Origin of the sequence: Streptomyces blattellae (assembly GCF_009709555.1) — a bacterium.
GTDB classification, from domain to species: Bacteria; Actinomycetota; Actinomycetes; order Streptomycetales; family Streptomycetaceae; genus Streptomyces; species Streptomyces blattellae.
The window spans coordinates 147,240-170,014 of the sequence record NZ_WJBG01000111.1 but is presented as its reverse complement, the minus strand read 5'-3'; the positions used below and the strand labels follow the sequence as shown (position 1 = coordinate 170,014).

At 70.4% G+C, this 22,775-nt stretch carries 30 protein-coding genes; 4 read left to right on the top strand and 26 right to left on the bottom strand.

Features of this window, described 5'->3' with window-relative positions; genetic code table 11:
- Positions 1–152: 152 nt before the first annotated feature.
- From GFH49_RS05090 to GFH49_RS04985, 21 genes are all read right to left on the bottom strand, one after another.
- On the bottom strand, positions 153–617 hold the full coding sequence (locus tag GFH49_RS05090) for a hypothetical protein (protein WP_155054537.1): 465 nt from the start codon (positions 615–617) through the stop codon (positions 153–155).
- The gene (locus tag GFH49_RS05085) at positions 614–859 is read right to left on the bottom strand and encodes a hypothetical protein (protein ID WP_155054536.1); all 246 of its coding nucleotides are present in this window, start codon (positions 857–859) and stop codon (positions 614–616) included. The genes GFH49_RS05090 and GFH49_RS05085 overlap by 4 nt, the downstream gene beginning before the upstream one ends.
- Positions 859–2,034, bottom strand: coding sequence for a phage Gp37/Gp68 family protein (locus tag GFH49_RS05080; protein ID WP_155054535.1), 1,176 nt, complete (start codon positions 2,032–2,034; stop codon positions 859–861). Before GFH49_RS05080 ends, GFH49_RS05085 begins: the two co-directional genes overlap by 1 nt.
- Positions 2,031–2,288 (bottom strand): hypothetical protein, encoded by a 258-nt coding sequence (locus tag GFH49_RS05075; RefSeq protein WP_155054534.1) that lies wholly within the window; start codon positions 2,286–2,288, stop codon positions 2,031–2,033. The genes GFH49_RS05080 and GFH49_RS05075 overlap by 4 nt, the downstream gene beginning before the upstream one ends.
- Positions 2,285–2,620 carry a hypothetical protein gene (locus tag GFH49_RS05070; RefSeq protein WP_155054533.1) on the bottom strand — a complete coding sequence of 112 codons (336 nt, stop codon included), beginning with the start codon at positions 2,618–2,620 and terminating at the stop codon, positions 2,285–2,287. The genes GFH49_RS05075 and GFH49_RS05070 overlap by 4 nt, the downstream gene beginning before the upstream one ends.
- Positions 2,617–3,033 carry a hypothetical protein gene (locus GFH49_RS05065; protein ID WP_155054532.1) on the bottom strand — a complete coding sequence of 139 codons (417 nt, stop codon included), beginning with the start codon at positions 3,031–3,033 and terminating at the stop codon, positions 2,617–2,619. Before GFH49_RS05065 ends, GFH49_RS05070 begins: the two co-directional genes overlap by 4 nt.
- 18 nt (positions 3,034–3,051) lie before the next feature.
- Entirely contained in the window at positions 3,052–3,357 is a 306-nt protein-coding gene (locus tag GFH49_RS05060; RefSeq protein ID WP_155054531.1) for a hypothetical protein, read from the bottom strand.
- Entirely contained in the window at positions 3,354–4,520 is a 1,167-nt protein-coding gene (locus GFH49_RS05055) for a helix-turn-helix domain-containing protein (protein WP_155054530.1), read from the bottom strand. The genes GFH49_RS05060 and GFH49_RS05055 overlap by 4 nt, the downstream gene beginning before the upstream one ends.
- Positions 4,521–4,558: 38 nt before the next feature.
- Positions 4,559–4,714 carry a hypothetical protein gene (locus GFH49_RS05050; protein WP_155054529.1) on the bottom strand — a complete coding sequence of 52 codons (156 nt, stop codon included), beginning with the start codon at positions 4,712–4,714 and terminating at the stop codon, positions 4,559–4,561.
- Positions 4,715–4,717: 3 nt separating this feature from the next.
- Positions 4,718–5,233, bottom strand: coding sequence for a hypothetical protein (locus tag GFH49_RS05045; RefSeq protein ID WP_155054528.1), 516 nt, complete (start codon positions 5,231–5,233; stop codon positions 4,718–4,720).
- Between the two features lie 103 nt (positions 5,234–5,336).
- Positions 5,337–5,651: an HNH endonuclease signature motif containing protein gene (locus tag GFH49_RS05035; RefSeq protein WP_155054605.1), complete on the bottom strand. Its 315-nt coding sequence runs from the start codon at positions 5,649–5,651 to the stop codon at positions 5,337–5,339.
- 121 nt (positions 5,652–5,772) lie between these two features.
- Entirely contained in the window at positions 5,773–6,309 is a 537-nt protein-coding gene (locus GFH49_RS05030) for a Holliday junction endonuclease (protein WP_155054527.1), read from the bottom strand.
- Positions 6,306–6,806, bottom strand: coding sequence for an HNH endonuclease signature motif containing protein (locus GFH49_RS05025; protein WP_155054526.1), 501 nt, complete (start codon positions 6,804–6,806; stop codon positions 6,306–6,308). Before GFH49_RS05025 ends, GFH49_RS05030 begins: the two co-directional genes overlap by 4 nt.
- An 11-nt stretch (positions 6,807–6,817) precedes the next feature.
- On the bottom strand, positions 6,818–7,747 hold the full coding sequence (locus tag GFH49_RS05020) for a DEAD/DEAH box helicase family protein (protein ID WP_155054525.1): 930 nt from the start codon (positions 7,745–7,747) through the stop codon (positions 6,818–6,820).
- 316 nt (positions 7,748–8,063) lie between these two features.
- The gene (locus GFH49_RS05015; protein ID WP_155054524.1) at positions 8,064–8,534 is read right to left on the bottom strand and encodes a hypothetical protein; all 471 of its coding nucleotides are present in this window, start codon (positions 8,532–8,534) and stop codon (positions 8,064–8,066) included.
- Positions 8,534–8,863 (bottom strand): hypothetical protein, encoded by a 330-nt coding sequence (locus GFH49_RS05010; RefSeq protein WP_155054523.1) that lies wholly within the window; start codon positions 8,861–8,863, stop codon positions 8,534–8,536. The genes GFH49_RS05015 and GFH49_RS05010 overlap by 1 nt, the downstream gene beginning before the upstream one ends.
- Positions 8,860–9,522: a response regulator transcription factor gene (locus GFH49_RS05005; protein ID WP_196217853.1), complete on the bottom strand. Its 663-nt coding sequence runs from the start codon at positions 9,520–9,522 to the stop codon at positions 8,860–8,862. The genes GFH49_RS05010 and GFH49_RS05005 overlap by 4 nt, the downstream gene beginning before the upstream one ends.
- The gene (locus tag GFH49_RS05000) at positions 9,515–9,892 is read right to left on the bottom strand and encodes a hypothetical protein (protein WP_155054521.1); all 378 of its coding nucleotides are present in this window, start codon (positions 9,890–9,892) and stop codon (positions 9,515–9,517) included. The genes GFH49_RS05005 and GFH49_RS05000 overlap by 8 nt, the downstream gene beginning before the upstream one ends.
- Positions 9,885–10,292: a hypothetical protein gene (locus tag GFH49_RS04995; RefSeq protein ID WP_155054520.1), complete on the bottom strand. Its 408-nt coding sequence runs from the start codon at positions 10,290–10,292 to the stop codon at positions 9,885–9,887. Before GFH49_RS04995 ends, GFH49_RS05000 begins: the two co-directional genes overlap by 8 nt.
- A gap of 297 nt (positions 10,293–10,589) precedes the next feature.
- Positions 10,590–10,733 (bottom strand): hypothetical protein, encoded by a 144-nt coding sequence (locus GFH49_RS04990; RefSeq protein ID WP_155054519.1) that lies wholly within the window; start codon positions 10,731–10,733, stop codon positions 10,590–10,592.
- Positions 10,733–11,026 carry a helix-turn-helix domain-containing protein gene (locus GFH49_RS04985; protein ID WP_155054518.1) on the bottom strand — a complete coding sequence of 98 codons (294 nt, stop codon included), beginning with the start codon at positions 11,024–11,026 and terminating at the stop codon, positions 10,733–10,735. The genes GFH49_RS04990 and GFH49_RS04985 overlap by 1 nt, the downstream gene beginning before the upstream one ends.
- Before the next feature lie 177 nt (positions 11,027–11,203).
- Between GFH49_RS04985 and GFH49_RS04980 the strand changes: the two genes are divergently transcribed.
- Positions 11,204–11,674: a helix-turn-helix domain-containing protein gene (locus GFH49_RS04980; RefSeq protein ID WP_155054517.1), complete on the top strand. Its 471-nt coding sequence runs from the start codon at positions 11,204–11,206 to the stop codon at positions 11,672–11,674.
- A gap of 491 nt (positions 11,675–12,165) precedes the next feature.
- On the opposite strand, the gene GFH49_RS04975 is transcribed toward GFH49_RS04980, so the two are convergent.
- From GFH49_RS04975 to GFH49_RS04965, 3 genes are all read right to left on the bottom strand, one after another.
- Positions 12,166–12,480 (bottom strand): hypothetical protein, encoded by a 315-nt coding sequence (locus GFH49_RS04975; protein ID WP_155054516.1) that lies wholly within the window; start codon positions 12,478–12,480, stop codon positions 12,166–12,168.
- 293 nt (positions 12,481–12,773) lie between these two features.
- Positions 12,774–14,450, bottom strand: coding sequence for a recombinase family protein (locus GFH49_RS04970; protein ID WP_155054515.1), 1,677 nt, complete (start codon positions 14,448–14,450; stop codon positions 12,774–12,776).
- Positions 14,451–14,720: 270 nt separating this feature from the next.
- Positions 14,721–16,688 carry an acetoacetate--CoA ligase gene (locus tag GFH49_RS04965; RefSeq protein ID WP_155054514.1) on the bottom strand — a complete coding sequence of 656 codons (1,968 nt, stop codon included), beginning with the start codon at positions 16,686–16,688 and terminating at the stop codon, positions 14,721–14,723.
- 213 nt (positions 16,689–16,901) lie between these two features.
- Between GFH49_RS04965 and GFH49_RS04960 the strand changes: the two genes are divergently transcribed.
- Positions 16,902–19,268 (top strand): glycoside hydrolase family 31 protein, encoded by a 2,367-nt coding sequence (locus GFH49_RS04960; RefSeq protein WP_155054513.1) that lies wholly within the window; start codon positions 16,902–16,904, stop codon positions 19,266–19,268.
- Positions 19,269–19,270: 2 nt separating this feature from the next.
- On the opposite strand, the gene GFH49_RS04955 is transcribed toward GFH49_RS04960, so the two are convergent.
- Together GFH49_RS04955 and GFH49_RS04950 are read right to left on the bottom strand one after the other, a co-directional pair.
- The gene (locus GFH49_RS04955; protein ID WP_155054512.1) at positions 19,271–19,807 is read right to left on the bottom strand and encodes an NUDIX domain-containing protein; all 537 of its coding nucleotides are present in this window, start codon (positions 19,805–19,807) and stop codon (positions 19,271–19,273) included.
- A gap of 47 nt (positions 19,808–19,854) precedes the next feature.
- A complete protein-coding gene (locus GFH49_RS04950) occupies positions 19,855–20,664 on the bottom strand; it encodes a M15 family metallopeptidase (protein ID WP_155054511.1) in 810 nt (269 codons plus the stop codon).
- A gap of 256 nt (positions 20,665–20,920) precedes the next feature.
- Between GFH49_RS04950 and GFH49_RS04945 the strand changes: the two genes are divergently transcribed.
- Together GFH49_RS04945 and GFH49_RS04940 are read left to right on the top strand one after the other, a co-directional pair.
- Complete coding sequence (locus GFH49_RS04945; RefSeq protein ID WP_155054510.1) at positions 20,921–21,346, top strand: Zn-ribbon domain-containing OB-fold protein; 426 nt, start codon at positions 20,921–20,923, stop codon at positions 21,344–21,346.
- Positions 21,343–22,533 (top strand): lipid-transfer protein, encoded by a 1,191-nt coding sequence (locus tag GFH49_RS04940; protein WP_155054509.1) that lies wholly within the window; start codon positions 21,343–21,345, stop codon positions 22,531–22,533. The genes GFH49_RS04945 and GFH49_RS04940 overlap by 4 nt, the downstream gene beginning before the upstream one ends.
- The last annotated feature ends 242 nt before the right edge of the window (positions 22,534–22,775 follow it).

Genomic DNA, 22,775 nt, shown 5'->3' with positions numbered 1-22,775 from the left:
TGGGCGAGTGGCCGGGGAGGATGCACCAGCAGGGATGCGGCTGGCCGCACCGCGTGCAGTTCTCCAGGTACATGGGCGTTCTCTCTCTTGCGGGGGTTGTGCCGTCCGCCGCCGGGGCCGGTGGTCACCCGGCGGCGGACGGGGCATGGGGGTCAGTTCGGCCGCGGGGCCGGATTGACGGCGAACGGGGCCTGGTGCAGCGGCATGACGCGGGCGTCGGGCGGCAGCGTGGCGCCGTGAGGCGGGAGCGGCGTGACACGGCGGGCATTGGCCAGCTGCGCCTTCAGCGCACGGTTCGCCTCGCGCAGCCCGTCCGCCTCGCGCAGCTGCTCCCGAAGCTCGGCGGCCAGGTCCTCGGCCTTCTCCTTGTCAGCCAGCGCGTTGTCACGCTCGTCGCGGGCGCAGTCCAGTTCCTCGTACACGCCGTCCAGTTCGCTCGCGAGGCCGCGCAGCTTGCACGCCAGCTCTTCCGCGACCGCCGTGCTGCGAGCCGCTTCAGCTCGCAGCTGCGACCGGGGCACGACGTAGCGGTGCACACCACGGCCGGCGGGTGCGACGGCGTAGAGGACACCCGCGGTGCCCGCGGCTCCGAGGGCGAGGAACACGTAGGCGATCACTTGGTGCCGCCCTTCAGCCACAGCGTGCCGAGCTTGCGCTTCGGCTCGCTGCCGAACGGCTGGCCCGGGTCGAAGCCGGGGCCGCCGGTGGCGTCGTGATCGTCCGCGTACATACGCTCGTTGGCGGACTGAAGGTCGGCCAGCCGGCCGGTGAGCAGGGCCACCTGCTCACGCAGCTTGCGGTTCTCCGCTTCCAGGCGGCGTTCCCGCACGCCCTGCACGGTCTTGGTGAGGTTCAGCATCAGCCCCTCCGGGCGGTGTCGGTGGCCGCGTCGAGGCGGCGGGAAAAGGCTTCGAAGTCCTCGGTCAGGCCGGAGGTGATCGAGTCGCGGTAGTCGTCGCGGGGGAACGCGTCGTGGGTGCGGCCGTCCAGCTCGCGCCCCGCCGCGCCTTTGCCGACGCGGGCCATCAGCCAGGTCCGGGAGTCGCCCGGCTGGTGTCCTTCGGCGATGTAGCCGCTGGACTCCAGCTGGATGACCCGCTTGCCCTCGACGGCCTCCAGGTGAATGGCCTCCATGTGGCCGTCGTCGGTGTCCTCAAGGTCGCCGTACAGCGGTCCGAGCGGCTGCCACTCCCCGTGCTGTTTCAGGAAGAACGGCACATCAGCCGCGCCGCACTGATCTCGGACGGACCGAGCCCAGTCCGGGTGCATGGGGCGCGCACGGCGCCCCGACTCCCCGCCGACGATGACCCAGTCGACGCGGGCCGAAGACATCGCCTGCCACCGGCCAGGCACGCCGTATCGCTGATTGAGGGCGTCGTACACCATCTCCGGCTGCTGCTTGCTACCCGCCGCGATCCTGGTCAGGTCGACCGGCCCGAGCAGCGGCTCGCAGGACAGGAACCTGACGGCCGCCGGGGTGTCCAGCAGCGCCGGGATACGGATGTCGGCCCACTGCTGGCTCTCCACGCTGACGCCCAGCCACACGTTCGGCAACGGCCAGCGGAGCGGCGTCGGAACGTGCACCAGTTCCAGGTCGTGCCCCATCTTGCGAAGGCACTGCTCGATGCGTGGTACGAGCGACCGCATGCGGCCGTGCCGCTTGGTGAGGACCTGAAAGGTGTGCTGCGGGCTCCACCACATACGGGCGAAGACGGCGACGATGAAGTCGTCGGGCACCGCGTCGTGGAACAGGTCGGACATGCTGTTCACGAAGATCTTGGCGGGCTTCTTCCAGTGGAGCGGCTGATCGAGACGGTCGCCGAGCAAGTTGACCTTGCCGGTCCAGTCGATCCCGTCCTCGTTGCGCTCGGTGGTCCCCGCGAAGGCGGCAGCGATCTTCGAGTGTGGGTTGCTCTCCCGGATTCGCGCGGTGTTGATCGCGTAGCAGTTGTCGCAGCCGGGCGATACCCGGTCGCAGCCGATGATGGGCGACCACGTCTTGTCGGCCCATTCGATCTTCGTGTTGGTGCTCACGCCGCTCCTTCGCTCGGGGTGACGTAGCGGACCCACAAGTCGGCGCCGTCCTGGGTGAGTTCGGTGCGTGCCTCGAACGCCCCGGCGGGCCGGTAGGCAGGCAGGCGCTCGCCGGTGCGGACCTGGAGAGCTGCGGACACGGCGGTCGCCCTGCTCGCGTACGTTCCGGCGAGCACCCACTGTCCGGGCATCTGCCGGGCCTGGTCGGCGGCGTGCTGATGGTCGGCCCGCGGCAGGGCCTGGGCGCGGCTCACGGCTTGTCACCGCTCAGGCAGGCGGGCAGCGCTACGACGTGCTCCCGCAGGACACCGGTGGCGACGTCGTAGTCCTGCGCGCGGGACCAGTCGGCGTGCGGGAAGGCGTCGCGCAGGATGATCGCCGCCTGGTGGTGCAGGCCGCCGTCGTGCAGAGGCACTTCCCGCCCGTTGAGACCGATCACCAAGGCCACCCAGCGCTTGCCCTGCGGCCAGCGGACGCGGGTGATGCGGACCTCTTTCACGAGGCGGCCGCACAGGATGTACAGCCGTTCGTCCAGCGCGGACCGTGTGGCGGCGCTGGCCTGGAACTCCTTAGCCGCGGCGCTCATGCCGCACCGCCGGGGTGGAAGCAGCCGCGGACGTCGGCCATCAGCCGCCCGTGGGTGGCGACGGTGCGCGGGTCCCAGCGGTGCTCGGGGCCGTGGATGTCGCGGAACCACGCGTCGCACACGGCGAGCAGCAGCTGCTCGCGGTCGGTGTCGCGCGCGGCCTGGCCGCCGTCGGCGGGGGTGACCGTGTCGGGGTGGTCGGCGGCGAGCCGGGCGAAGGCGTGCTCGACGGCCGGGTCTTCCAGGTCGTGGCGGTCCGGGTCATCCAGGGGCAGCGCATCGTGCAGCCGCTGGAAGTACGCCGTCTGCACGCGGCGGCTGTGGCGCAGCCGGAAGGCAGCCCAGCTCTCGCGCAGGCTGGCGAGCGGGCCGGGCGGGGTGGTGCGACGGGCGATGTGCATCGTCGCGGTCATCGCCATCATCTCCCTCGGTCAGTCGGTGTCGGTGTGATGCAGGGCAGCGCGTACGGCGGCGGCCCCGCGGTGGGCGGTCTCGGGTCCGGGCGGGCGCCGGCGGTGGCGCCACGGCTCGGGAAGTCCGGCGAGCAGGTCGGGCGGTTCGGCGTCGGGGTCGGCGATCAGCTGGGCGACGGCGACCAGGAGGCGGCCGAAGGACACGTCCTCCCGGCAGCGCATCTGTGCGAGCACGTCCCGCAGCAGGTCGATCGACCAGTCCGGGCGGGCGGCCTGGGCAAGGGCGAGCAGCTGCGGCGTCGCAGGCTGCGGCACGTCGGTCATCCCGGCCTCCCCAGCAGTTCGGCAGGCGGATACGGCGGGTGGATGTCGGCGAGTTCGGCGCAGGCCTTGCACGGGGCGCCGGTGAACCGCATGACGCCGCCGTGGCAGTCGGCGAGCCCGCAGCCGGAGGGGCGGGGCTTCGGTGGGAGCAGTGCGGCGCCGAGCAGCCACCGGCCCGGGTCGCGGATGGTCTCGGTGGACGCGAAGCGGAACTGCAGCCTGGCGCGGAGCACTTCGCTGTCCGTGCCCGCGTCGAGCTGGTGGCCGATCTCCCGCGCCACCGCGCGCACCACGTACGGCGACAGGCCGGGCAGCAGGGGCTGCACCGGTTCGAGGACTCGCCAGATCCGCGGAGCGAGACTCAGCTGCGGCCCCGCGTACGGACGGGCGAACGCGGTGGGAAGCGGAGGGTTTTCCACAGGCCCACGCGCTACTACCTGATCTCGCCTACGGCGGATGGAAGAGACGGCAGTGGGCGGATCTTCAGGTGAGTCAGTCTGGTGGTGATCCTCTTGTAGCGATCCCTCGCCAAGATCCCCACCCGATCCCTCTCCAGAGTCCGCAGTCAGCGCGGCCTGCACCGGCTCGTCGTGGACGGTGTAGAGGTGGCGGCCCCGGTATCCCGCGCGCCGCTCGACGGTGATCCAGCCGAGCCGCTCCAGCTCCCGCAGGATGCGCCGCACCGACCGGACATCGAGCGATTCGCCGGCCTTCTTGCCGGAGCGGTGGCGCAGCACGCGCGCCAGCTCGGCGAGGGTGACGTGCGCCCCTGTCGCGGTGGCGTACGACAGGGCGGCGAGCGCCCTGAGCTGGCGCGGGCTGAGCGACTCGGCGGCGCGCGACGGCACCCAAGCCCCGTGCTCACGCTGAGGATTGGTGGCGCGGATCCGGCGCACCGCCGTCCACCCGTCGCCACCCTGGCGCGTGCGCCGCTGGCTCGTCAGCTCCACCACGTCGTCGCACGGGTCCGGCCGCATCAGTTCGGTCAGCGCGCGTTCGACGGTGGAGCGCGCCAGGCTCACCAGCCCCGCGAGGTAGCTGACCCCTGCCTCGCAGCCGGTCGTGCGCCGATCCAACGCGGCGATCTTCACGTACACGCTGACGGTGGCGTCGCTGTAGGAGCCGACGATCACACGAAGCGGGACACGGACGCGCTGAGGCATGGGGGTCACCTCCCTTCAGGGCCGGGTGGGATAGGCGGTCAGTTGTCGAAGAGCAGGAGCGTGGCGACGCCGAGCCAAGTGAGGACAGCGGCGATGAAGGCAGAGATCCCGGCGAGGTGGCCGTCCGTGGTGAGGCCGTAGGTGAGGCCACCGGAGATGCCGCCGAGGCACAGGCCAGCGAAGAACACAGCCATGGCTCAGCCCTCGTCGCCGTGGTCGCGGGCGGTCTCCAGGACGGCGGTCAGACCCTCGTAGACGACCTGCATCTCGTGCCGGACCTCGCTGAGCGTCAGATCCGGCCCCTGCACGAGGCGCTGGCAGTACTCCCTCCAGTGGCTGAGACCGGCGCGGAGGCGCGCAGTCTCGATGCTGGCGAGCAGGCCGGCGGTCTGCCGCAGCGTGGACTCGGACAGCTCCAGCTGGCCGGTCTCGTCGTCGAAGGTGCCGCGCGCGGTGCGCTGGAGGTGGAGGTAGCGCTGCGCCTCGCGGATGGCGCCCTCCTGGTCCCGGTTGGGCACCTCCAGGCCGACGATGCGGACCCTCACCGAGGGCTTGCCGTCCGTGTTGGGCGCGGGCTCGGTCCGCTCCATATGCGCGAACTCGATGATCGCCATCCGGCGCGCGCCGGGCTGGTCATAGATCGGCCGAACGTGCGGCTCCAGCGCCTCCTGCGCGGACGTGGACACCTTCGAGTCGAACTTCAAGACAGGCACGGTCATGCACCTTTCGGGACGGGCCAGGCGGCCTTGCTGAGCCGGTCGCGCTGGGCGGCAGGCAGGGAGAACTCGGGGCGGCCGAGCCAGTCGAGACCGGCGTTCATGACGCCCTTCTTCGCGCTCGGGCTCGGTACTCGCTGTTTGCACGGAAGCAGTCAGGGCAACGGCACTTGTGCTTGACGTAGCCCGTGAGAGTCCCGTGCTTAATGACCCCGCGCTTTCGGCCCCCCGATCCGGGAGGCGGCACCTTGCCGCGCCCCTTGGCGTCGCGGTCTGCGTTGTTGTCCGCGACGGTGCCAAGGAAGAGATGGGCGGGATTCACGCACGGCGGGTTGTCGCAGCGGTGTAGGACGCACAGCCCTTCGGGGATCGGGTCGACGTACAGTTCGTACGCGACACGGTGGGCGTGACGCATGGCGCCGTTTAGCCAGAACTGTCGATGCCCGCTGCGTTGCGAATAGCCGCGGATGGGCCAGCATTCGCTGGGCTCGCCCCCGGTCACCTTGGCTTCGAAGCGTTCGCGCAGAGAGAGCCGATTACCCACGGCGCACCCCCTCGGGGAGTGCCACCTTGGCCAGGCGATCGCGTTGAGCCACAGGAAGCTGGAACTCCGGTTGTCCAAGAAGGCCGAGCCCAGCGGCACGTAGCCAGAACGCGTCGCACTGATTATCGTCGGCGAATTCGCGGCCGGTGCGCTTGAAGGCGGCCATGGCCATGGCGGTCTTGTCCGCCGAGGTGCTGCCAGTGGCGTACGCCTTGAGCGTGGTCGGGTTGATCACCACGTACGGGGTGCCGAAGTCGATCAGGCTCAGGCGAACGGCGCCGTGCACCATGTGAATGGCCTTGATGGCGGGCCCCTTGAGACCAGGTGGGGCTTCCTCCATGACCACCAGATCGCAGTCGTTAGCGAACTCACGCTCGCCCATGGCGATGCCGACCTCGCGGACGATCTGCTGAAGGCGCCGGTCGCCGTCCTTCGGGTTCGTCTTGATCGTGCGTGTAGTGCCGTCCGGGAGACAGATGCCAGGCGCGGTGATCGAGAGATCCAATCCCAGCACTCGTGGAAGCGTCATCGCGCCACCTTCTTCCGGGCGCGGTACCGTCGCGCGGCCTCACGGTGCTGCTCCGGATCGGCTTCGTATCGACGGCGCGCAGCATCACGGCCGCATGCCTTGCACCGCCGACGGCCGTCCTTCCGGTAGGCCGTGTTTTCGTCGTCGTACGGGTGCCCCGCCGGGCAGTGCGTGACGGCCCGTTGACGTGCTGCGTTGACCCGTCCAGCCGTGCTGCGCTGGGAGTTGACGCGGTGCGGGACCGGGTCCAGGTGCCAAGGGTTCACACACGATGGGTTGCGGCAGGTGTGATCCAGCTCAAGCCCGGTAGGGATCTCGCCGACCATCAACTCGTAGGCAACGCGGTGGGCTTCTACCATCCGGCCCTGGCGGCCGCCCACGCTGAAGCGGCCGTAGCCCCGCTCGTTCCGCGCGGCGCTCCACTCCCAGCAAGTCGCGAAGTCGCCGCCGGTCACCTTGGGCCAGAAGCGTGCTGAGACACTGTCCAGGCCGATCACTCGGGGCGCGGTCACTCCGACTCACCGGCCCCGGTGGCGTCTTGCGTGGACCATTCGTCGGTCTGCGGCTGCTTCGGCCGGTTCCGCTGCACAGGCTGACCGGAGGCGTGGACGTCCTGGCGCAGCCGCTCATGCTCAGGCCCGGCCAGCGAAGCCGCGTACGCCTCCGCGTCCGGCGTGGCGTACGCGCGGGGCGCCGTCTCCAGTTCGCCGAAGCCCATGTCGCGCAGCAGGCGCTCGACGGTGAAGTCCGGGTAGGGGACGTGGGCGCCCGGCGGGATCTGGAGGCGTACGGAACGGACGCCGGTCAGGTACGCCTCGCGGGGGCGCGGCATCTCGACGATGGCGTCGACCTCGAAGGGCAGGTTCTTCTCGGAGCGGATCTTCCATGTCTTGTCCGTGGTCGGCCTGCCATCGGGCCCGACGACAGCGACCTGCTCCAGGCGGGCGATGAGGATGACGGGCCCGTTGTGCTGGCGCAGGACTTCCAGCAGGCGGCCCCACCGCTTCTTCGCGGCGTTCCGCTGGTCCATCGTGATCGTGGCGTCGCCGGAGCTGCCGCGGCCCTTGCTGGCGGCCCGCTGGTTGGCGATGATCTGCTGCTCGTCGCCGAGCATGTCCCACACCGCGGTCATCGCGTCGACGACCAGCGCGTGGGGTTTGCCTTCGGCGGGCTGCTGGGTGGCCAGCCGGGTCATGTAGCCGATCTGCTGGAACGAGCCGTCGTGCTCGACGATTTCGTAGCGGGCGCCGGGCAGCGCGCCGTACAGATCGGCGGAGCCTTCGCCGACCTCGATCCAGAAGGTGCGGTCGACGAGGTCGCTGGCGGAGAACTCGGCGGCCGACCAGGTCTTGCCCGCCTTTTCGCATCCGGCCAGCAGGATCATCGGCCAGGACGGTTTGCCGCTGGGCTGGCGGGTCTTCAGCTCGGGGGTGCTCATCGGGACTCCAAGGCGGGGCGGGTGGTGGCCGGGCGGGAGGCGGGGGGAAAGGCCTCCCGCCCGGCGGGGTGCCCGTCACGCGCAGGCCGGGTCTTCGAAGCCGGAACAGCGTTCGGCTCCTCTTCGGCCTTGGCTCCTGGCGCCGTGCAGATTCCGGCGGCAGGTGGCGTTGACGCGTGGCGGGTGGGGTGGGACCCGCCCGGCGCAGGCGGGGTAGTCGGAGCAGAGGAACAGGCGTGCTCCTCTCCTGCCTTCGCTTCCGCGGCGGCCGAGTGCGCGGCGGCGGCGGATGACGTAAACGCCGGGCGGGTGGTCGTCATCGCAGCGTCACCGTCCGCATGGTGATGCTGGGGGTGGGCGCGGTGCGGATGTGCTCGGCGATCTCCCGCATGGACTCGGCCCACGATGGGGAGAGTTCGCGGGGCGTGCCTCCGGCGAGCGCCTTGACGACGGAGCCGTGGATCATGTCGAGGGTCTCAACGGGCTTCGGCAGGGACTCGATCTCCAGCAGGCCAAGCGGGGTGTTGCCCGGGTTCCAGCCGGTGAAGACGACCGGTCCGGCGTACGGATGCACGTTGGCGCCGAGCGCGGCGAGCACGCACGAGCCGGTGATGTTCCGGGGGTAGCGCTTCGGGTAGAGCAGGCCGACGCCGTTCACCCAGCCAGCCACAGCGAGGCCGGGCAGGTTGACGCGCGACTTACCCTCGGGGCCGACCAGGGTGTCCCAGTCGAGGCGCCCGTCGTGGTGGGTGAGTTCGCCGTCCACGGTGAGGATCGCGTGCCGCATCAGTACCTCCGGCCGCAGGTGGTGAGGCGGCTGGAGGGCACCCAGCAGCGCAGCGGGACGCAGCCGCCCGGGTTCCACGCGACGGACACCCAGGTGTGGCCCTCGAAGTCGAGGCACACGCGGCGCGGCGTGCCGTCGAACAGGAACGGCACGTTGGCCGGGGAGTCGTCGCGGACCACGCCGTACGTGCCGTAGCCCTTGTGCGTGACCGGCTGGAAGTCCGGCCACTTAGTGGAGAGCGAGTCGAGGAATACGGTCATCTGCTCGCTGGTGTCCACGACGGCCGTGGGCCGGAAGTCCAGCCGCCTGGTGGGCGTATCGACGGTCATGACGCTGCCTTCTCGGTGCTGGTGGGGGTGGCTGTGTAGCTGGCGCGGACGATCCACTGGCCGCCGTCCGTGCGTACCTGCCGTGCGTCGAAAGCTCCGGCTGGCCGGAACGGGCGGAACTGGCCCTTGCGGATGCGCCGTGCTGCACCGCGCGCCCCGTTCTGCGACCCGTACGGGCCGAGCTCCACCGTCATGCCGGGCTGCTTGCGCATCTCGGCTGCGCGCGCCTGGTAGATGAGGTGCCAGCCCATGGGGCCCTGCGCGATCCGAGTCGGCAGATCGGTGAGCTCCGGGACGCGCGCATCGTCGATCCAGCCGTGGCGCATGGCGATGGCCACCGCATGGGGCGCGTTCCGGGCACCGAGCCGGGCGAAGATCTGCGGGCAGCGCCCGCGAACGCTCTCCACGGAAATGCCCAGGTTGCGTGCCGCACTGTCCCGCGTCTCGCCGCTGGCGACCTCGGTGAGGATCTCCAGTTCGCGGTCGCTGAGCGGGCAGGGAACGTCGGCCGGCCGGTGATAGGTGACGGCCTTCTCGATCGCGTCGAGGGTGGCGAGGTCGTCGTCGCCGGACGCGGCACCCCACAGGTCTTCGATGAATGCGGCCAGCTGGTCGGCGTCGTACGTGCGCGCCCACGGGAAGGCGAGTCTGTCAGCCACGGCGCCCACCGCCCTTGGCCTGGTCCATGGCCTCGATGAGCTGGTTCGCGTAGTGCACGGACACGCCGAGGTTCCGCATCCCTTCCGCGAATCGGCGGGCTACGCCGACCTCCGCGCGGAGGCGCTCGATCTCGTCCTGCTGCCGGGCGGCGGCGCCCATGTACCGCGGAAGGGCCTCGCGGGCGTGGGAGATGAACTCGACGACGCCGATCCGCTCGGAGTCGACCCAGGTCTCCAGGAAGCAGATAGGGCCGACCTGGTCGGGAAGCCTGCCGTCGTCGGTCGGCTCGACCTTCCACGGGCCTTTCGGTGCGGCCTGGATGAGGCGCTGCGTCTCCTTCATGTACGCGGCGTCGATGGGCTCATGCACGGCTGACCGCCTCCTTGGCTGCCTGCTCGCGGTGGTAGGCCTCGCACTCGACGGCGGTGAAGAACCGGCTGCCGTACACGATCACGTGCACTTCGCCGACATCGGTCCCGGCGTCCGCGTGCTCGGAGATCGTGTCGGGCGCGTACACGTGGATCTCACGCTGCGGCTCGGCACCCAGACGCTTCGCCCACTGCTCGACGGCATCGATGCTGCCCGCGTGGATCTCCAGGTGCGGCTTGTCCGTGGCGAGTCCTACGGGACGCATCTCCTGCAGCGGCAGGTCGCGGTGCTCGCGCCGCAGCTGACGGGCTGTCTGGGCGATGCGCCACGCGGCGAGTTCCATCGCGTCGACCGGCGCCATGGGGTCGGGTGCCAGGGGATCGTGGATACTGGGGTCCATTGGGTCTGCTCCTCTCGTGATGGATGGCGAGCGGGCCAGGGCTCGTCGGATGCGCGTCCGGCGGGCCCTTTTCGCGCTTAGTAGGGCAGCGGTTTGCCGGACGGGGTCCGGCGGTCGATCGGCTGCGGCTCGCGGGGTCGGGCCTTGGGCTTCTGTATCTGGCGGGGCATGACCCCTCCTCTCAGGCGCCGAGCGGGCGGTCCGTCCGGCAGCGGCGGCAGCGCATCCGCCACCCGGGGTTGCGGTGTGTGCAGGCCGGGCAGACCCAGCTGCACACGACATCGATGGGCAGCCGCATCAGGCCGCCTCTCGGGGGGCCTGGCCCTTGGGGCGGGCGCCGGAGGAGAGCAGGGTCCGCAGGCGTGCCTTCTGCCCTGGCGTGAAGGGCGGCCAGTCGGCGACCATGCGGCGGATGTGCTCGTCGAGCTGCTCGCGGGTCATCACGCCACGTCTTCCGTAGGCGCTTCGGGCGTGGTCTGGCGGGCCGCTTCCCCGGCGACGCGCTTGCGCTCCAGAACGACGACGGGGCAGTTCAGCGTCTCGGCCACCTTGATCTGGTTCGCGTGGGTGCAGTTGCGGGTGCCCCTCTCCCACTCGCTCACGAGCGAGAAGGCGACCCCTACACGTCTGGCGAGTTCCGCCTGGGACAGACCCGCTTTCCGGCGTGCGTAGGCAAGGGCTTCCGGCTCGTGGTCCAGCGGGCTCTTGGGGGGCTTGCGTGGACGGGGGTTCATGACTCGAAGGTAGTGCGCAGGCTTGCGAGGGTCAATACCTACGCACTACCTACGCATCCTGGGTGCGCATATACCTGCGCACAGAACTGGCTGAAAATTGGTCCGCACACATTCTTCACCTGCGGATACACCCGCTCCCGCTAGACCGGGGGTGCGAAGTTCTGCGAAGGTTGCGACATGACGACCCGACCCGAGCCCCCACCCGAGGGAGTCCTCCTGACGGAGGCCCTGAAGCGCGCAGGACTCTCCGTACGCAAGGCCGCGAAGCAGGCCGGCATGAGCGAAGGCTGGTGGCGCCAGATCGTTCGCGGCTACCAGACCCTCAGCGGCGGCGGCTACGGCGAGGTCAAAGGCCCGGACGAGACCGTCGCCCGCATGGCGCTGGTCGCCGGGGTCACTCCGGAACAGCTCGAAGAGGCCGGCCGCGACCGAGCCGCCAACGAGCTGCGCGGGCTACTGCGGACTCGCGAGCACGCCCCGTCCCCACGGCCGACAGGAGAGATCGATCCGTGGTCGCTGAGCGAAGAGGAGTTCCGGCGGCTGCCTGCCGAGCAGCAGATGGCGGTGCTGGCCCGGATGATGAGGGTGGCGCAGGAGAGCCGGGATCCGCACGGCGACAGCAGAGACGCGAAGCGCCCCGCGATGTAAGAAAGGTCACGTTCCGGTTACGGCACAGATATATGCATGGCAGGGGTCGTCAAACGGGAGCACCGTTGTAGACCCCCCACATTCCGCCGACAAATACGGAATCCGTGTGCAATCACCCTACGGGGGCAGAGAATGATCGCGCTCGTCGCCATTCTCGCGGCTGCACTCGGCGCCGCCGTCACACTGATCGTGATCCTGCTCTTCCTGCGGTCCCACAGCATCCGCCCGACGGCCGATGCGGACCGGCAGATCACCGAGGCACGCGTCGAGCTCTTCCGCGAACTCCAGCGGCTAACCGACCCGCCCGACACCATCAGCAGAGCAGGAGGTGATTCCCCCAGGCAAGCTGCCGTCAACGGATCGGACCACGATCCACCCAGCCCCCTGCCCGGCCTGACCCACACCAAGAAGCATCTGTCCATGCTCAGGGGCGGCGCTGTCGGCGCTCTCCTCCTCGCCCTCGCAGGCTTCCTACGCGAAGCGCTGCGGGCTCAGCACAGCCAGGTCGTCGGTGCCCTGGTCGGCGCGGGCGCTGCAGCGACGAGCGTGACCCTGCTGGCCTTCACGCCCTTGCAGGACAGCATGGGCAGCGGGCCGCCGCCCTCCGTGCCGACGGCGACCGGCCCCATCACCCCTTCCCCGCGCGCGCTCACATCCGCGCCCCCCATGCCGTCATCGTCCGCCACCGGCAGCCCGCCTCCTTCCGGCAGCCCGTCGCCGTCTCGCTCCACGTCCGAGCCGGCTTCGAGCGCAAGCAGCCCGGCCACCGAGTCGGCCGCCCCCCGTACGGAGCCCCCGTCATCCACGCTGCCGGCCGTCGACGAGCCGCCCCCTGCACAGGAGTCCTCGCCCACCGAGACGGCCCCGCCGCCGGGTGGCGGGGCCACAGCGAGCGGGCCGAGCGGCGGACCACCCGCCGAGCCGACCCCGTCCGGACCCGCGGCTCTGCTGCCGGCCGATACTCCTGCCGCCTCAGGGCTGTGCGGGACTGCAGCGCCCCCACCCTGCACCCGGTCCGAGGCCCGTCGGCCTGCCGTCTGAGCTGAGACCTGAGGCGCCTGGGCGGCGCGACTATGGCTTCGCGTCGCCCAGGCTCCGCTCACGACTCCTGGCCCGCCGGTTCAACGCGCACCGAGCCCGGATCGAAGTACCCGCCGCCCGGCTTGCGCCCGCGCGGGCTGGGCAGGACGGTAACCACGGCTACCTCCCTGAGGACCGCGCGCTGCACCGACAGGTCGAGGCCCTCCCACACCGCCGCGGGGTCATCACTCTTGACGAGCAACGCAAGCGGGCTGTGCTCTCTGTCCGCGCCCGCCTCGGCGATCTGCTCCTCGATTTCACGCAGCCGCTTCAGGTTGCGTGCGTTGCTGTCGAGGTACTGCCTTCGGGTCTTCAGGCCGCTGTCGTAGTCCTCTTGGTTCTCCCGGAGTCTGGCCTCCACCTCAGCGGCCTGGGCGTGCAGCTGCTGCTGGTCTGCCGCAGGCCGGGGTTCGGCGAGAAGCTCGGTGGCGTCGTCCCGCATGAGGCGTTGGATGAGAACGCCGTACGGTCCCTGGTCGAGGTCGGTGTTGGCGATGTAGGCGTCCAAGTGGCGGCCGGACCGCACCAACCCGCACTCGGGACACCCGTAGCCGCGAAGGCCCCTTCCGTTGTGCTGCGCACGCAGCCCCACGACACGCGGCAGGCACCGCCCGCACCGGTAGATGCCCGACCCGAGCCACCTCGGGGCAGGGCCGGGCGTCGTGCATCGGCTCGGATCGGTCAGGATGCGCACAAGCGCGAGATGCATGGCACGGGCGCGCGCGGGGTCGTCGTCAAGGAGAGGCGGGAAGGCGTCTTCCCTGACGACCTCTCCTTTGTGGACGGCCGCACCCCAGTTGGACTCGCGCAGCAGGATGCCCCGCACGACCTTGGCCCGCCAGTCGACCCCGGTCACCGTGGGCACGCCCCCACGGCGCAGCGTGGCGACGGACTCCTGCAAGGAGACGTTGTTCAGGATCTTGGCCGCTATCGTGCGCAGCGTATCCACTTCGGACCCTTCGGCGACGGCAGCGTCCCCGCCACACCGACCGCAGACGCACTTTGCGTAGCTGATACCCGAGTCCGTTTCGGCAGCCTGCACGGTAAAGGTGCCGCCTGGACCGCATCCGGGGCAGGTCACGGACCGCGGAGTGATGCCGTCGGACTCCCTGCCGAAGCGGCGGATGCCGCCGCCTGGCTCTCCCGCCTCCGCCATCCGCAGCCGGGCGGTCGAGACGCGGCGGGCGGTGTCCCGGCTGGACTTGTTGGCGACGGCGACCATGACGCGCGCCATCGTGATGTCGGCGTCATTGGCCAGGCGCAGGGATCCGGTCACCGAGGTGACGGGTATGTGCCGCTCCTCCACCACGTCGATGAGGTCTTCAAGGTCGCGTGGGTCGCGCACGGCACGGTCGAGGTCATAGGCGATCATCCCGTCGGCCCGGCCCGTGGCCAGCAGCTCCAGCACAGGTGTCTGCTGGGACTCGATGCCGGGGATGCGGCGGAACTTCGGGCGCACGGTGCGCAGTTCTGTGCGGCCGTCCGGCAGTCTGATCCGTTTCCGCTTGTAGGCGGAGGTGTCGTTCTCGATGATGACGTGCGTCGCGGCCGGGCCAAGTGCCCATCCAAGGTGGCCGGCGAGGGCACGAAGCCGCTTCTCCTGGTCATCGACGCCGACAGTTTCGCCGTCGCGGGCGTCGCTGATTCGGCACAGGAGAAGGGCGCGCTGAGGCAGATACTCCGAGGAGCGGACCATGGTCTAAGTATGCATCAATTGGAGTGTGAGTAGGCCGATGGTGCCCGCGATTTCACGGCGCAGGACGCGCCGCATGCTCTGGTGGTCGGTGTGCGCCATTCTTCCCCCTGTGTGCAGTCGATCAATGCTCACTCACAGTAACTGGCGGCACTGACAACGGCTTGCGGGCGAGGCGTTCGCGAACCAGGCTCGCCCAGTCCGCCCGGCGCGGCGTCGGACCGCGTCGCCGTTGTGCCGGCAAGTCCGAGGCGACGTACGGGAGGGGTGCCCTCAGGCGCGCTTGTGTGCGAGGTTCTCGTAGAAGTGCAGCAGGTCGAGGTTGTCGATGGAGCCGGGATTGACCGCCTTCTCCAAGGGCGTGCCCTGGAGGAGGCGTTTGACCGGGACCTCGATGCGCTTGCCGGTCAGGGTGTGTGGGATTCCTGGTACTTCGATGATCTCGTCGGGGACGTGCCGTGGTGAGAGCTGCTCACGGATGGTGCGCTTGATGCGGTCGAGGAGGGCCGTGTCGAGCGCGGCTCCTGGGACCAGGTGCACGAAGAGGGGCATCCAGTAGCCGCCGTCGGGCTGTTCGATGCCGATGACGAGGGACTCCTTGATCTCGGGGAGGCGCTCGACGGCTTCGTAGATGTCGGCCGACCCCATGCGCACGCCCTGGCGGTTGAGCGTGGAGTCAGAGCGGCCGTGGATGACGACGGAGCCGCGGGAGGTGACGGTGATCCAGTCGCCATGGCGCCACACGCCGGGGTAAGTGTCGAAGTAGCTGTCGTGGTAGCGGCTGCCGTCGGGGTCGTTCCAGAAGCGGATCGGCATGGAGGGCATGGGGTTGGTGACCACGAGTTCGCCGACCTCGTCGATCAGGGGTTTGCCGCTGGGGTCCCAGGACCGCAGATCGGTGCCGAGGCCGGGTGCCTGGAGCTCGCCGATGTACACGGGAAGGGTCGGTACCGCTCCTGCGAAGCAGGAGCACACGTCCGTGCCGCCGCTGACGGACGCGATCCACAGGTCGTCGCGGACCTCGTCGTGCAGCCAGCGGAACCCGTCGGGCGGAAGGGGGGATCCGGTGGTCGCGACGCACTGCACCGTGGAGAGGTCGAAGTCTCGTGCCGGGTGTACGTCGGCCTTGCGGCAGGCCATGACGTAGGCGGCCGAGGTGCCGTACAGCGTGGCTCGGGTGCGTTCGGCGATGCGCCACTGTGCGCCCGTGTCCGGGTAGCCGGGGCTTCCGTCGTAGAGCACGATCGTCGTGCCGGTGAGGAGGCCGGACACGAGGAAGTTCCACATCATCCAGCCGGTCGACGTGTACCAGAAGAAACGGTCCTCGGGCCCGAGGTCGCAGTGCAGGCCGAGCTGCTTGAGGTGTTCGACGAGGATGCCGCCCTGGGACTGGACGATGGCCTTCGGCAGGCCGGTGGTGCCGGACGAGTAGAGCACCCAGAGGGGGTGATCGAAGGGCACCTGCTCGAAGACGGGCTGGGTGTCCGCGGCCGTCAGGGCCGACCACTCCAGGGCGCCTTCGGGGGCCGGGGTGCCGAGAACGGGGATGTGCACGACCGCGCGCAGGGTGGGCAGTTCGCGGCGGAGTTCGGCGACGATCTCGCGGCGGTCGTGCTGTTTGCCACCGTAGCGGTAGCCGTCAACGGTGAACAGGACGACCGGTTCGACCTGCTGGAAGCGGTCGAGGACGCTGCGGGCGCCGAAGTCGGGGGCACAGGACGTCCACACGCCGCCCACGGCGGCCGTGGCGAGGAGGGCGACGACCGCCTGCGGGATGTTCGGGAGGTAGCCGCTGACGCGGTCTCCGGGCCGTACGCCGAGGGACCGCAGCTCGGCGGCGAGGGAGCCGACCTGGCGACGCAGCTCGGACCAGGTGACAGGGCGCGGCTGGTGGGCCTCGTCGACATGCAGAAGGGCCGGTTCGTCCGCGCGGGATCCGGCCGCGCGCAGGGCGTGCTCGGCGTAGTTCAGGGTGGCCCCGGGGAACCACTGGGCACCGGGCATCGAGCGGTCGCCCAGCACGCGCGCGTACGGGGTGGAGAACCGTACGTCGAACCACTCCGTGACGGCCTTCCAGAAGGTGTCCAGTTCGTCGACGGACCACCGGTGCAGCGCCGCGTAGCCACCCTCGGACGGGGCTCCGTGGTGCTCGGCCGCCCAGGCCTGGAACTTGGTCACCTGGGCCTGGGCGATGCGTTCCGGATCTGGTTGCCACAGCGGCTGGGGGTTCATCGTCGACATGGGGCGGCTCCCGGACTGTGCGCGTCGTGTGCGTTTCCCGCGCACAGGCTGGGGTGTGCGCGGGACGCGGCTGACACGGACGATGCCATGTGATCGACTTCTGCACCAGGGCACATCCCACATAGTTCGCGTCGAGAGGATGTGGTCCCGCCACGGGTGAACGGCAGGTGAACGACACCCGAGCGTGGCGCGGTCGATGGCAGGGTGAGCAGCATGAACGGTCGTGACCTGGTGCGTTCGATGAAAGCAGCCGGCTCTGCGGGAGCCTCTCAGAGGTTGCGTACCGTACAGGCGGCATGGCGCCGCAGGCGGGCCGATGCGGCCGGGCTCCCGGCCCGGGGTGCCGAGCGCGCCCGGGTACCCGGTCCCGTGCAGCGGGTGGAGCCCGGCCCCGGGGGCGGCCTGGTCCGCTTCAGCAGGTCCGAGTTGCGGATCACCGTCGCCGTGAACGGTGCCGTCTTCTGGGGCTGGGACGGGGCCGCTCCCGAGCCCTCGTACGCCCTCGGGGACCGCTGTCCGGAGCCGGACCCCCGGGCGGTGCTGGAGCCGGACAAGGACGGCGGCTGGCGGGTCGTGGCCGAGCGCGTGACGGTCGCAATCTCCCGGCACGGCGCCGTCGAGGTGCGTACGCCCGGCGGGGTGACCCTGCGCCGCGCTCTGCCGCCCCGCTGGTGGGAGCCGGTGGGCGGCGGCGCGGCGCGCTGGATGCAGCGGTCGGAAGTGGCCGCCGACGCGCGCTTCTTCGGGCTGGGCGGGAGGGCGTCGGGGCCTCGGCTGCGGGACGGCACGTACCGGATGTGGAACACCGACCCCGGACACGCGTTCGGTCCCGGTGACGATCCGCTGTACACCACCATGCCGGTCCAACTGGTCGTGGCCGACGCCGCCACCCATCTGGTGTTCCACGACACCCCCTGGGACGGCACGCTCACGCTGCGGGAGGGCGAGGAGGGTGCCGGCTCCGGCCATGACCGATGGGGGGCGTGCGAACTGCGCATGGACGGCGGCCCGTTGCGCTGCTGGGTCATGGTGGGCACCCCCGCGCGCGTGCTGCTCGCCTGGGCATCGCTCACCGGGGCGCCCGCGCTGCCGCCCGCGTGGGCGCTGGGCCACCATCATGCGCGGTGGGGCTTCGGCAGCGAGCAGGAGGTCCGACGGATCGTCGCGGGGTACCGGGAACGCGGTCTGCCGCTCGACGCGGTTCATCTGGACATCGACCACTACGACGCCCATCAGGTGTTCACGGTCGACCGTGAGCGCTTCCCCAAGCTGCCTCAGCTTGCCGAGGACCTGCGGCGGGACGGAGTCCGGCTGGTGTCGATCGTCGACCCGGCGGTGAAGGCCGCGCCGGGCAACGCCGTGTACGACAGCGGTACGGACGAGGATGCTTTCGTGCGGGATGCCTCGGGGAGGCTGGTGCGGGGAGTCGCCTGGCCCGGGGAGGCTGTCTACCCGGACTTCACGCACGCGCGCGTGCGTGCCTGGTGGGGTGGGCTCTATGAGGAGCGGCTGGCGCAGGGGTTCACCGGGTTCTGGCACGACATGAACGAACCCGTGTCGTTCACCGCCTTCGGGGAGTCGACGCTGCCGCGCTCGGCCAGGCACGACCTGGACGGACGAGGCGGCGACCATCGCGAGGCGCACAACGTCTACGCGCTGTGCATGGCCCAGGCCGCGTACGAGGGCCTGCGCGCGCTGGCGCCCACGGAGCGGCCCTTCCTGTTCTCGCGTTCGGGCTGGGCCGGCATGCAGCGCTACGGAGGAACGTGGTCCGGTGACGTGGCGACGGGCTGGCCGGGGGTGCGGGCTTCACTGGCGTTGGTCATGGGGCTGGGACTGTGCGGGGTGCCTTATTCAGGCCCGGACGTGGGCGGCTTCGACGGGAGTCCGTCACCGGAGCTGTATCTGCGGTGGTTCCAGTTGGCCGCGTACCTGCCCTTGTTCCGGACGCACGCGAGCCTGCGGGCGGGCCGCAGGGAGCCGTGGGAATTCGGGCCGGAGGTGCTGGAGCACGCGCGCGTGGCGCTTGCCGAACGCCGTCGGCTGTGTCCGTTCTTCGTCACGCTGGCCCATCTGGCCCGCCGCACGGGAGCGCCCTATGTGCGGCCGCTGTGGTGGAACACGCCGGAGGACCGCGCGCTCCGGGACTGTGAGGATGCGTTTCTGCTGGGCGACGGTCTTCTGGTGGCCCCGGTGCTCGGTCCGGGCACGGACCGGCGCGCTGTGCAGCTGCCACGGGGGCGCTGGTACGACACGGCGACGGAGCAGGCGTACGACGGGCCGGCGCAGGTGCTGGTCGACGCGCCGCTGTCGCGGATTCCCGTTCTCGCGCGCGCGGGCGCCGTGGTCCCCGTGCGCGGGGATGACGGAGGGCTGGAACTGGAGGTGTGGGCGCCCGGCCGGGGCCGGACCGGAGGCGGGCTGGTCGTGCCGGACAGGGGTGACGGGTGGGACGAGCCGGGGATCGAGCGGTACGTCACCCGCTGGAAGGACGGTCAGGTGATCGTCGAGCGTGACGGTGAGGGCGGCGGGGGCGTGCCGCCCCACCCGGTACGCGTACGGGGGGTCGTGGAGAGCTGAGCTCAGATGTAGCGGCCCTCGAACCACGCCCGTACGGCCACGGTGTGCAAGGGGAAGGCCAGCTCCTCCGGCCTGCGCAGGAGGTGCCAGCCCTCCGTCTCAGCCGTGACGGCGGACGGCGCGAGCACGCCGACCGGGCGTTCCGGCAGCAGCCCGAAGAGCAGCAGGTGCCCGTCGGGGGCGCTCATCACGTCGACGAGCCGCACGTCACGGCCGGCCGCGTCGATGCCCGTCTCCTCCTTGAGCTCGCGCACGACGGCATGCCGCCAGTCCTCCCGGTCGTCGATGTAGCCACCCGGCAACGCGATGCCCCCGCGCGCGGGAGCCACGGTCCGGGTGATGACGACCAGGGCGGTACCCCTCGTGTCGTACACGGGTTGCAGGGCCACGGCGACCGGCAGCGGATTGCGGTAGGCCACGGTCCCGCAGGCAGGACATGTGCGCGGCCAGCCGGAGACGCCCCCTCCGTAGAGCGTGCCGCAGCTCGAACAGTGCGAGCCGGGCACGGGGTTGGGGACGGAGGTTTGAATTTCGGACACGCGGCGGACTGTATCCGATCACGCTGAGGTCGTCTTCCGGGGGCGGCTCAGGGGTTGTCGGCGAGGGATTCCCAGGACACGGGGAAGTCGAAGTAGGTGTCCGGGAACGGTTCGGGCTTGTATGTGAAGTGCCACCACTCTTCGGCGAGGTTCACGAAGCCCAGATCCTCCAGGGTGCCCTTCAGGAGCAACCGGTTGGTGCGCTGTTCACCCTGGATACGCGGGTCAAGGGTGTGGGCGAGGGTGTCGAAGCAGTCGAACCCGGTGCCCATGTCGACGGAGTTGTCCGGGAAGCGCTCGTCCTGGGGTGCGTAGCAGGGCACCAGGGGTTCTCCTGGCCGGTAGGGCCGGGTCGGCTTCGCCGGGAGCGGCACGATGGTGAGGTCGACGGTCGAGCCGCGGCTGTGGCCGGATTTCTCCGCGATGTAACCGTCCGCGAACAGCCGTGTCTTGTCGACGTTCGGGTAGAACTCGCCCTTCATCGCCTGGTCGTCGAGGTCCTCGGCCCAGCGGACGAAGTGGTCCACGGCGCGCTGCGGCCGATAGCAGTCGTACACCTTGAGGCTGTAACCCAGGCTCAGCAGCGACTGCTGCGCCTGGTGGAGGGCCTCGGCGGCGGGCCGGGTGAGGATGCACACGGGCTGCTCGTAGCCGTCGATCGGTTCGCCCACGAAGTTGTGCGGGGTGAGATAGCGCATCTCCTGGATGATCGTGGGGTCGACCGTCCTCAGGGCCACGAAGTCACTGGGCGCCTCCGGCTCGGTTGCCGACCGGGCGGTGGCGGAGGCGGCGGTGAGGGCGAGCAGGGTGGCGATCGCGGTGACCAGACCGCGTAGCGCGGCGGAGAGTCGTGTCATGTCTCCTGCATTTATCAGGTGTTTGTTCCGCCGGGGAAGCGATCGGATGCAGTCGGCCGCGTTCGTGTGAGGCCGCACGAAGAGGCGGCCGGAGTCACCCCCGTGAACCCCGGCCGCCTCTCCCGATACGACGACGCCGCACGGACCCGTTTGGTTCTCTGATACGCCCTGCTCAATTCCGGTTGCCCGTGGCACACTTCTGACGTTCCGTCAGATTGCCTGCCGGGGAGGACTCTTGTCACGTACACACACACCTGTGGTCGAGCAATGGTTCACCGGCGACGGTGACGGCTTCACGCTTCTCGGCACCCGCTGTGCGGCCTGCGCCTCGGTCTTCTTCCCACGTGAGGACTCGCACTGCCGCAACCCCGGCTGCCCGGGCGGCGACCTGGAAGAGGTTCCGCTGTCGCGGCGCGGGCGCGTCTGGTCGTACACGGACAGTCGGTACCGGCCTCCGTCACCCTATGTGACCGACCCGGAACTTCCGTGGCAGCCGTACGCGTTGATCGCAGTGGAGCTGTTGAACGAGCGGATGGTGGTGCTCGGACAGGCGGTTCCCGGAGTCACCGTCGCCGATCTGGCCGTGGGCATGGAGGTGGAGGTGGTCCGGGGCGTGCTCCATGAAGACGCGGAGAGGGTCTGGACGACCTGGCAGTGGCGGCCGACGGGGGAGACGGTATGACAGCAGAGGTGGCGGTGCTCGGTGCGGGCATGCACCCCTGGGGTAAGTGGGGGCGCAGCTTCGTCGCGTACGGCTCGGCGGCTGCCCGGGCGGCGCTCGCCGACGCGGGGCTGGAGTGGCGACAGGTCGATTCGGTCGTCGGCGCGGACACGGTGCGTGGCGGCTATCCGGGGTATGTGGCGGGGGCGACGTTCGCGAAGGCGCTGGGCTGGCAGGGAGCCCGGGTCGCGAGCGTGTACGCGGCGTGCGCGTCCGGGGCCCAGGCCGTCAACACCGCGCGGACGCAGATCCTTGCCGGGCTCGCGGAGGTGGTGCTCGTGGTGGGTGCCGATGCCGCCCCCAAGGGGTTCTTTCGGCCCGCCGGCGGAGACCGGCCGGACGACCCCGACTGGCTGCGCTTCCGAGTCCTCGGCGCGACGAATCCGACGTACTTCGGGCTGTACGCGCGCCGCCGGATGGCTGTGCACGGGGACACACCGGAGGACTTCGCACAGGTCAAGGTGAAGAACGCGGCGCAGGGGGCGCTCAATCCGTATGCGCGCTACCGCAACCGGGTCACCGCGGAGGAGGTCGCCGCCTCGGCCATCGTCGCCGACCCGCTGCGGCTGCTGGACATCTGCGCCACCTCGGACGGCGGGGCGGCCCTGGTGCTGTGCAGCATGGAGTTCGCGCGCCGCCACGGAGTGGGGGACCCGGTGCGGATCCGGGCGGTGTCCACGGTGACGCCGCGCTATCCGAACACGGTGCTTGACCTGCCGGACATCGCGACGGACTCGGCGGCCACTGTGGAACCCGCCGGGGAGACGTTCCGGGCATCGATCGCGCGGGCGGCCTACGAAGAGGCCGCCATCGGTCCCGAGGACCTTTCCCTCGCCGAGGTCTATGACCTGTCCACCGCCCTGGAGTTGCAGTGGTACGAGGATCTCGGGTTGTGCGGCGAGGGCGAGGCCGTGAAGCTGCTGCGGGAGGGCGCGACGGCGCTCGGCGGGCGCATACCCGTGAACGCCAGTGGCGGTCTGGCCTCCTTCGGAGAGGCGGTCCCAGCTCAGGCGATAGCCCAAGTCTGCGAACTGACCTGGCAGTTGCGAGGGGACGCCGGCGCCCGGCAGGTCGCCGGGGCGCAGGTGGGAATCACGGCGAACCAGGGGCTTTTCGGCCATGGTTCAGCGGTGATAGCGGCGCGGTGAGAGACCCGCGCCCTGCGACGAACGCGACAGTACGGCCGTACGAACGCGGCCCCGCCGCCGTACGCCCACGGAGTTTCCGTCGGTCGAGCGCGGCACCTCTGTCATGCGCCCGGAAGCAGCACTCGTTGCACACGCTGCGCGATCGGTGCGGACACTGTGCGAGCAGTTGGGCGCACCGCTGTCGGTGGAAGGCGTCGAGACCGAACTGCAGTGTGCGGCGGCGCTGTCGGCGGGTGCGCAGC

Coding starts and splice junctions, on each gene's coding strand:
- GFH49_RS05060 (WP_155054531.1), bottom strand. CDS start 3,357: ATGACCGACGTGCCGCAGCCTGCGACGCCGCAGCTGCTCGCCCTTGCC.
- GFH49_RS05050 (WP_155054529.1), bottom strand. CDS start 4,714: ATGGCTGTGTTCTTCGCTGGCCTGTGCCTCGGCGGCATCTCCGGTGGC.
- GFH49_RS05020 (WP_155054525.1), bottom strand. CDS start 7,747: ATGAGCACCCCCGAGCTGAAGACCCGCCAGCCCAGCGGCAAACCGTCC.
- GFH49_RS04995 (WP_155054520.1), bottom strand. CDS start 10,292: ATGGACCCCAGTATCCACGATCCCCTGGCACCCGACCCCATGGCGCCG.
- GFH49_RS04965 (WP_155054514.1), bottom strand. CDS start 16,688: ATGTCGACGATGAACCCCCAGCCGCTGTGGCAACCAGATCCGGAACGC.
- GFH49_RS05010 (WP_155054523.1), bottom strand. CDS start 8,863: ATGACCGTCGATACGCCCACCAGGCGGCTGGACTTCCGGCCCACGGCC.
- GFH49_RS05070 (WP_155054533.1), bottom strand. CDS start 2,620: ATGAGCGCCGCGGCTAAGGAGTTCCAGGCCAGCGCCGCCACACGGTCC.
- GFH49_RS04960 (WP_155054513.1), top strand. CDS start 16,902: ATGAACGGTCGTGACCTGGTGCGTTCGATGAAAGCAGCCGGCTCTGCG.
- GFH49_RS04985 (WP_155054518.1), bottom strand. CDS start 11,026: ATGAACCCCCGTCCACGCAAGCCCCCCAAGAGCCCGCTGGACCACGAG.
- GFH49_RS05055 (WP_155054530.1), bottom strand. CDS start 4,520: ATGCCTCAGCGCGTCCGTGTCCCGCTTCGTGTGATCGTCGGCTCCTAC.
- GFH49_RS04950 (WP_155054511.1), bottom strand. CDS start 20,664: ATGACACGACTCTCCGCCGCGCTACGCGGTCTGGTCACCGCGATCGCC.
- GFH49_RS05015 (WP_155054524.1), bottom strand. CDS start 8,534: ATGCGGCACGCGATCCTCACCGTGGACGGCGAACTCACCCACCACGAC.
- GFH49_RS04940 (WP_155054509.1), top strand. CDS start 21,343: ATGACAGCAGAGGTGGCGGTGCTCGGTGCGGGCATGCACCCCTGGGGT.
- GFH49_RS05085 (WP_155054536.1), bottom strand. CDS start 859: ATGCTGAACCTCACCAAGACCGTGCAGGGCGTGCGGGAACGCCGCCTG.
- GFH49_RS04980 (WP_155054517.1), top strand. CDS start 11,204: ATGACGACCCGACCCGAGCCCCCACCCGAGGGAGTCCTCCTGACGGAG.
- GFH49_RS05030 (WP_155054527.1), bottom strand. CDS start 6,309: ATGACGCTTCCACGAGTGCTGGGATTGGATCTCTCGATCACCGCGCCT.
- GFH49_RS04970 (WP_155054515.1), bottom strand. CDS start 14,450: ATGGTCCGCTCCTCGGAGTATCTGCCTCAGCGCGCCCTTCTCCTGTGC.
- GFH49_RS05035 (WP_155054605.1), bottom strand. CDS start 5,651: ATGCGTCACGCCCACCGTGTCGCGTACGAACTGTACGTCGACCCGATC.
- GFH49_RS04990 (WP_155054519.1), bottom strand. CDS start 10,733: ATGACCCGCGAGCAGCTCGACGAGCACATCCGCCGCATGGTCGCCGAC.
- GFH49_RS05065 (WP_155054532.1), bottom strand. CDS start 3,033: ATGACCGCGACGATGCACATCGCCCGTCGCACCACCCCGCCCGGCCCG.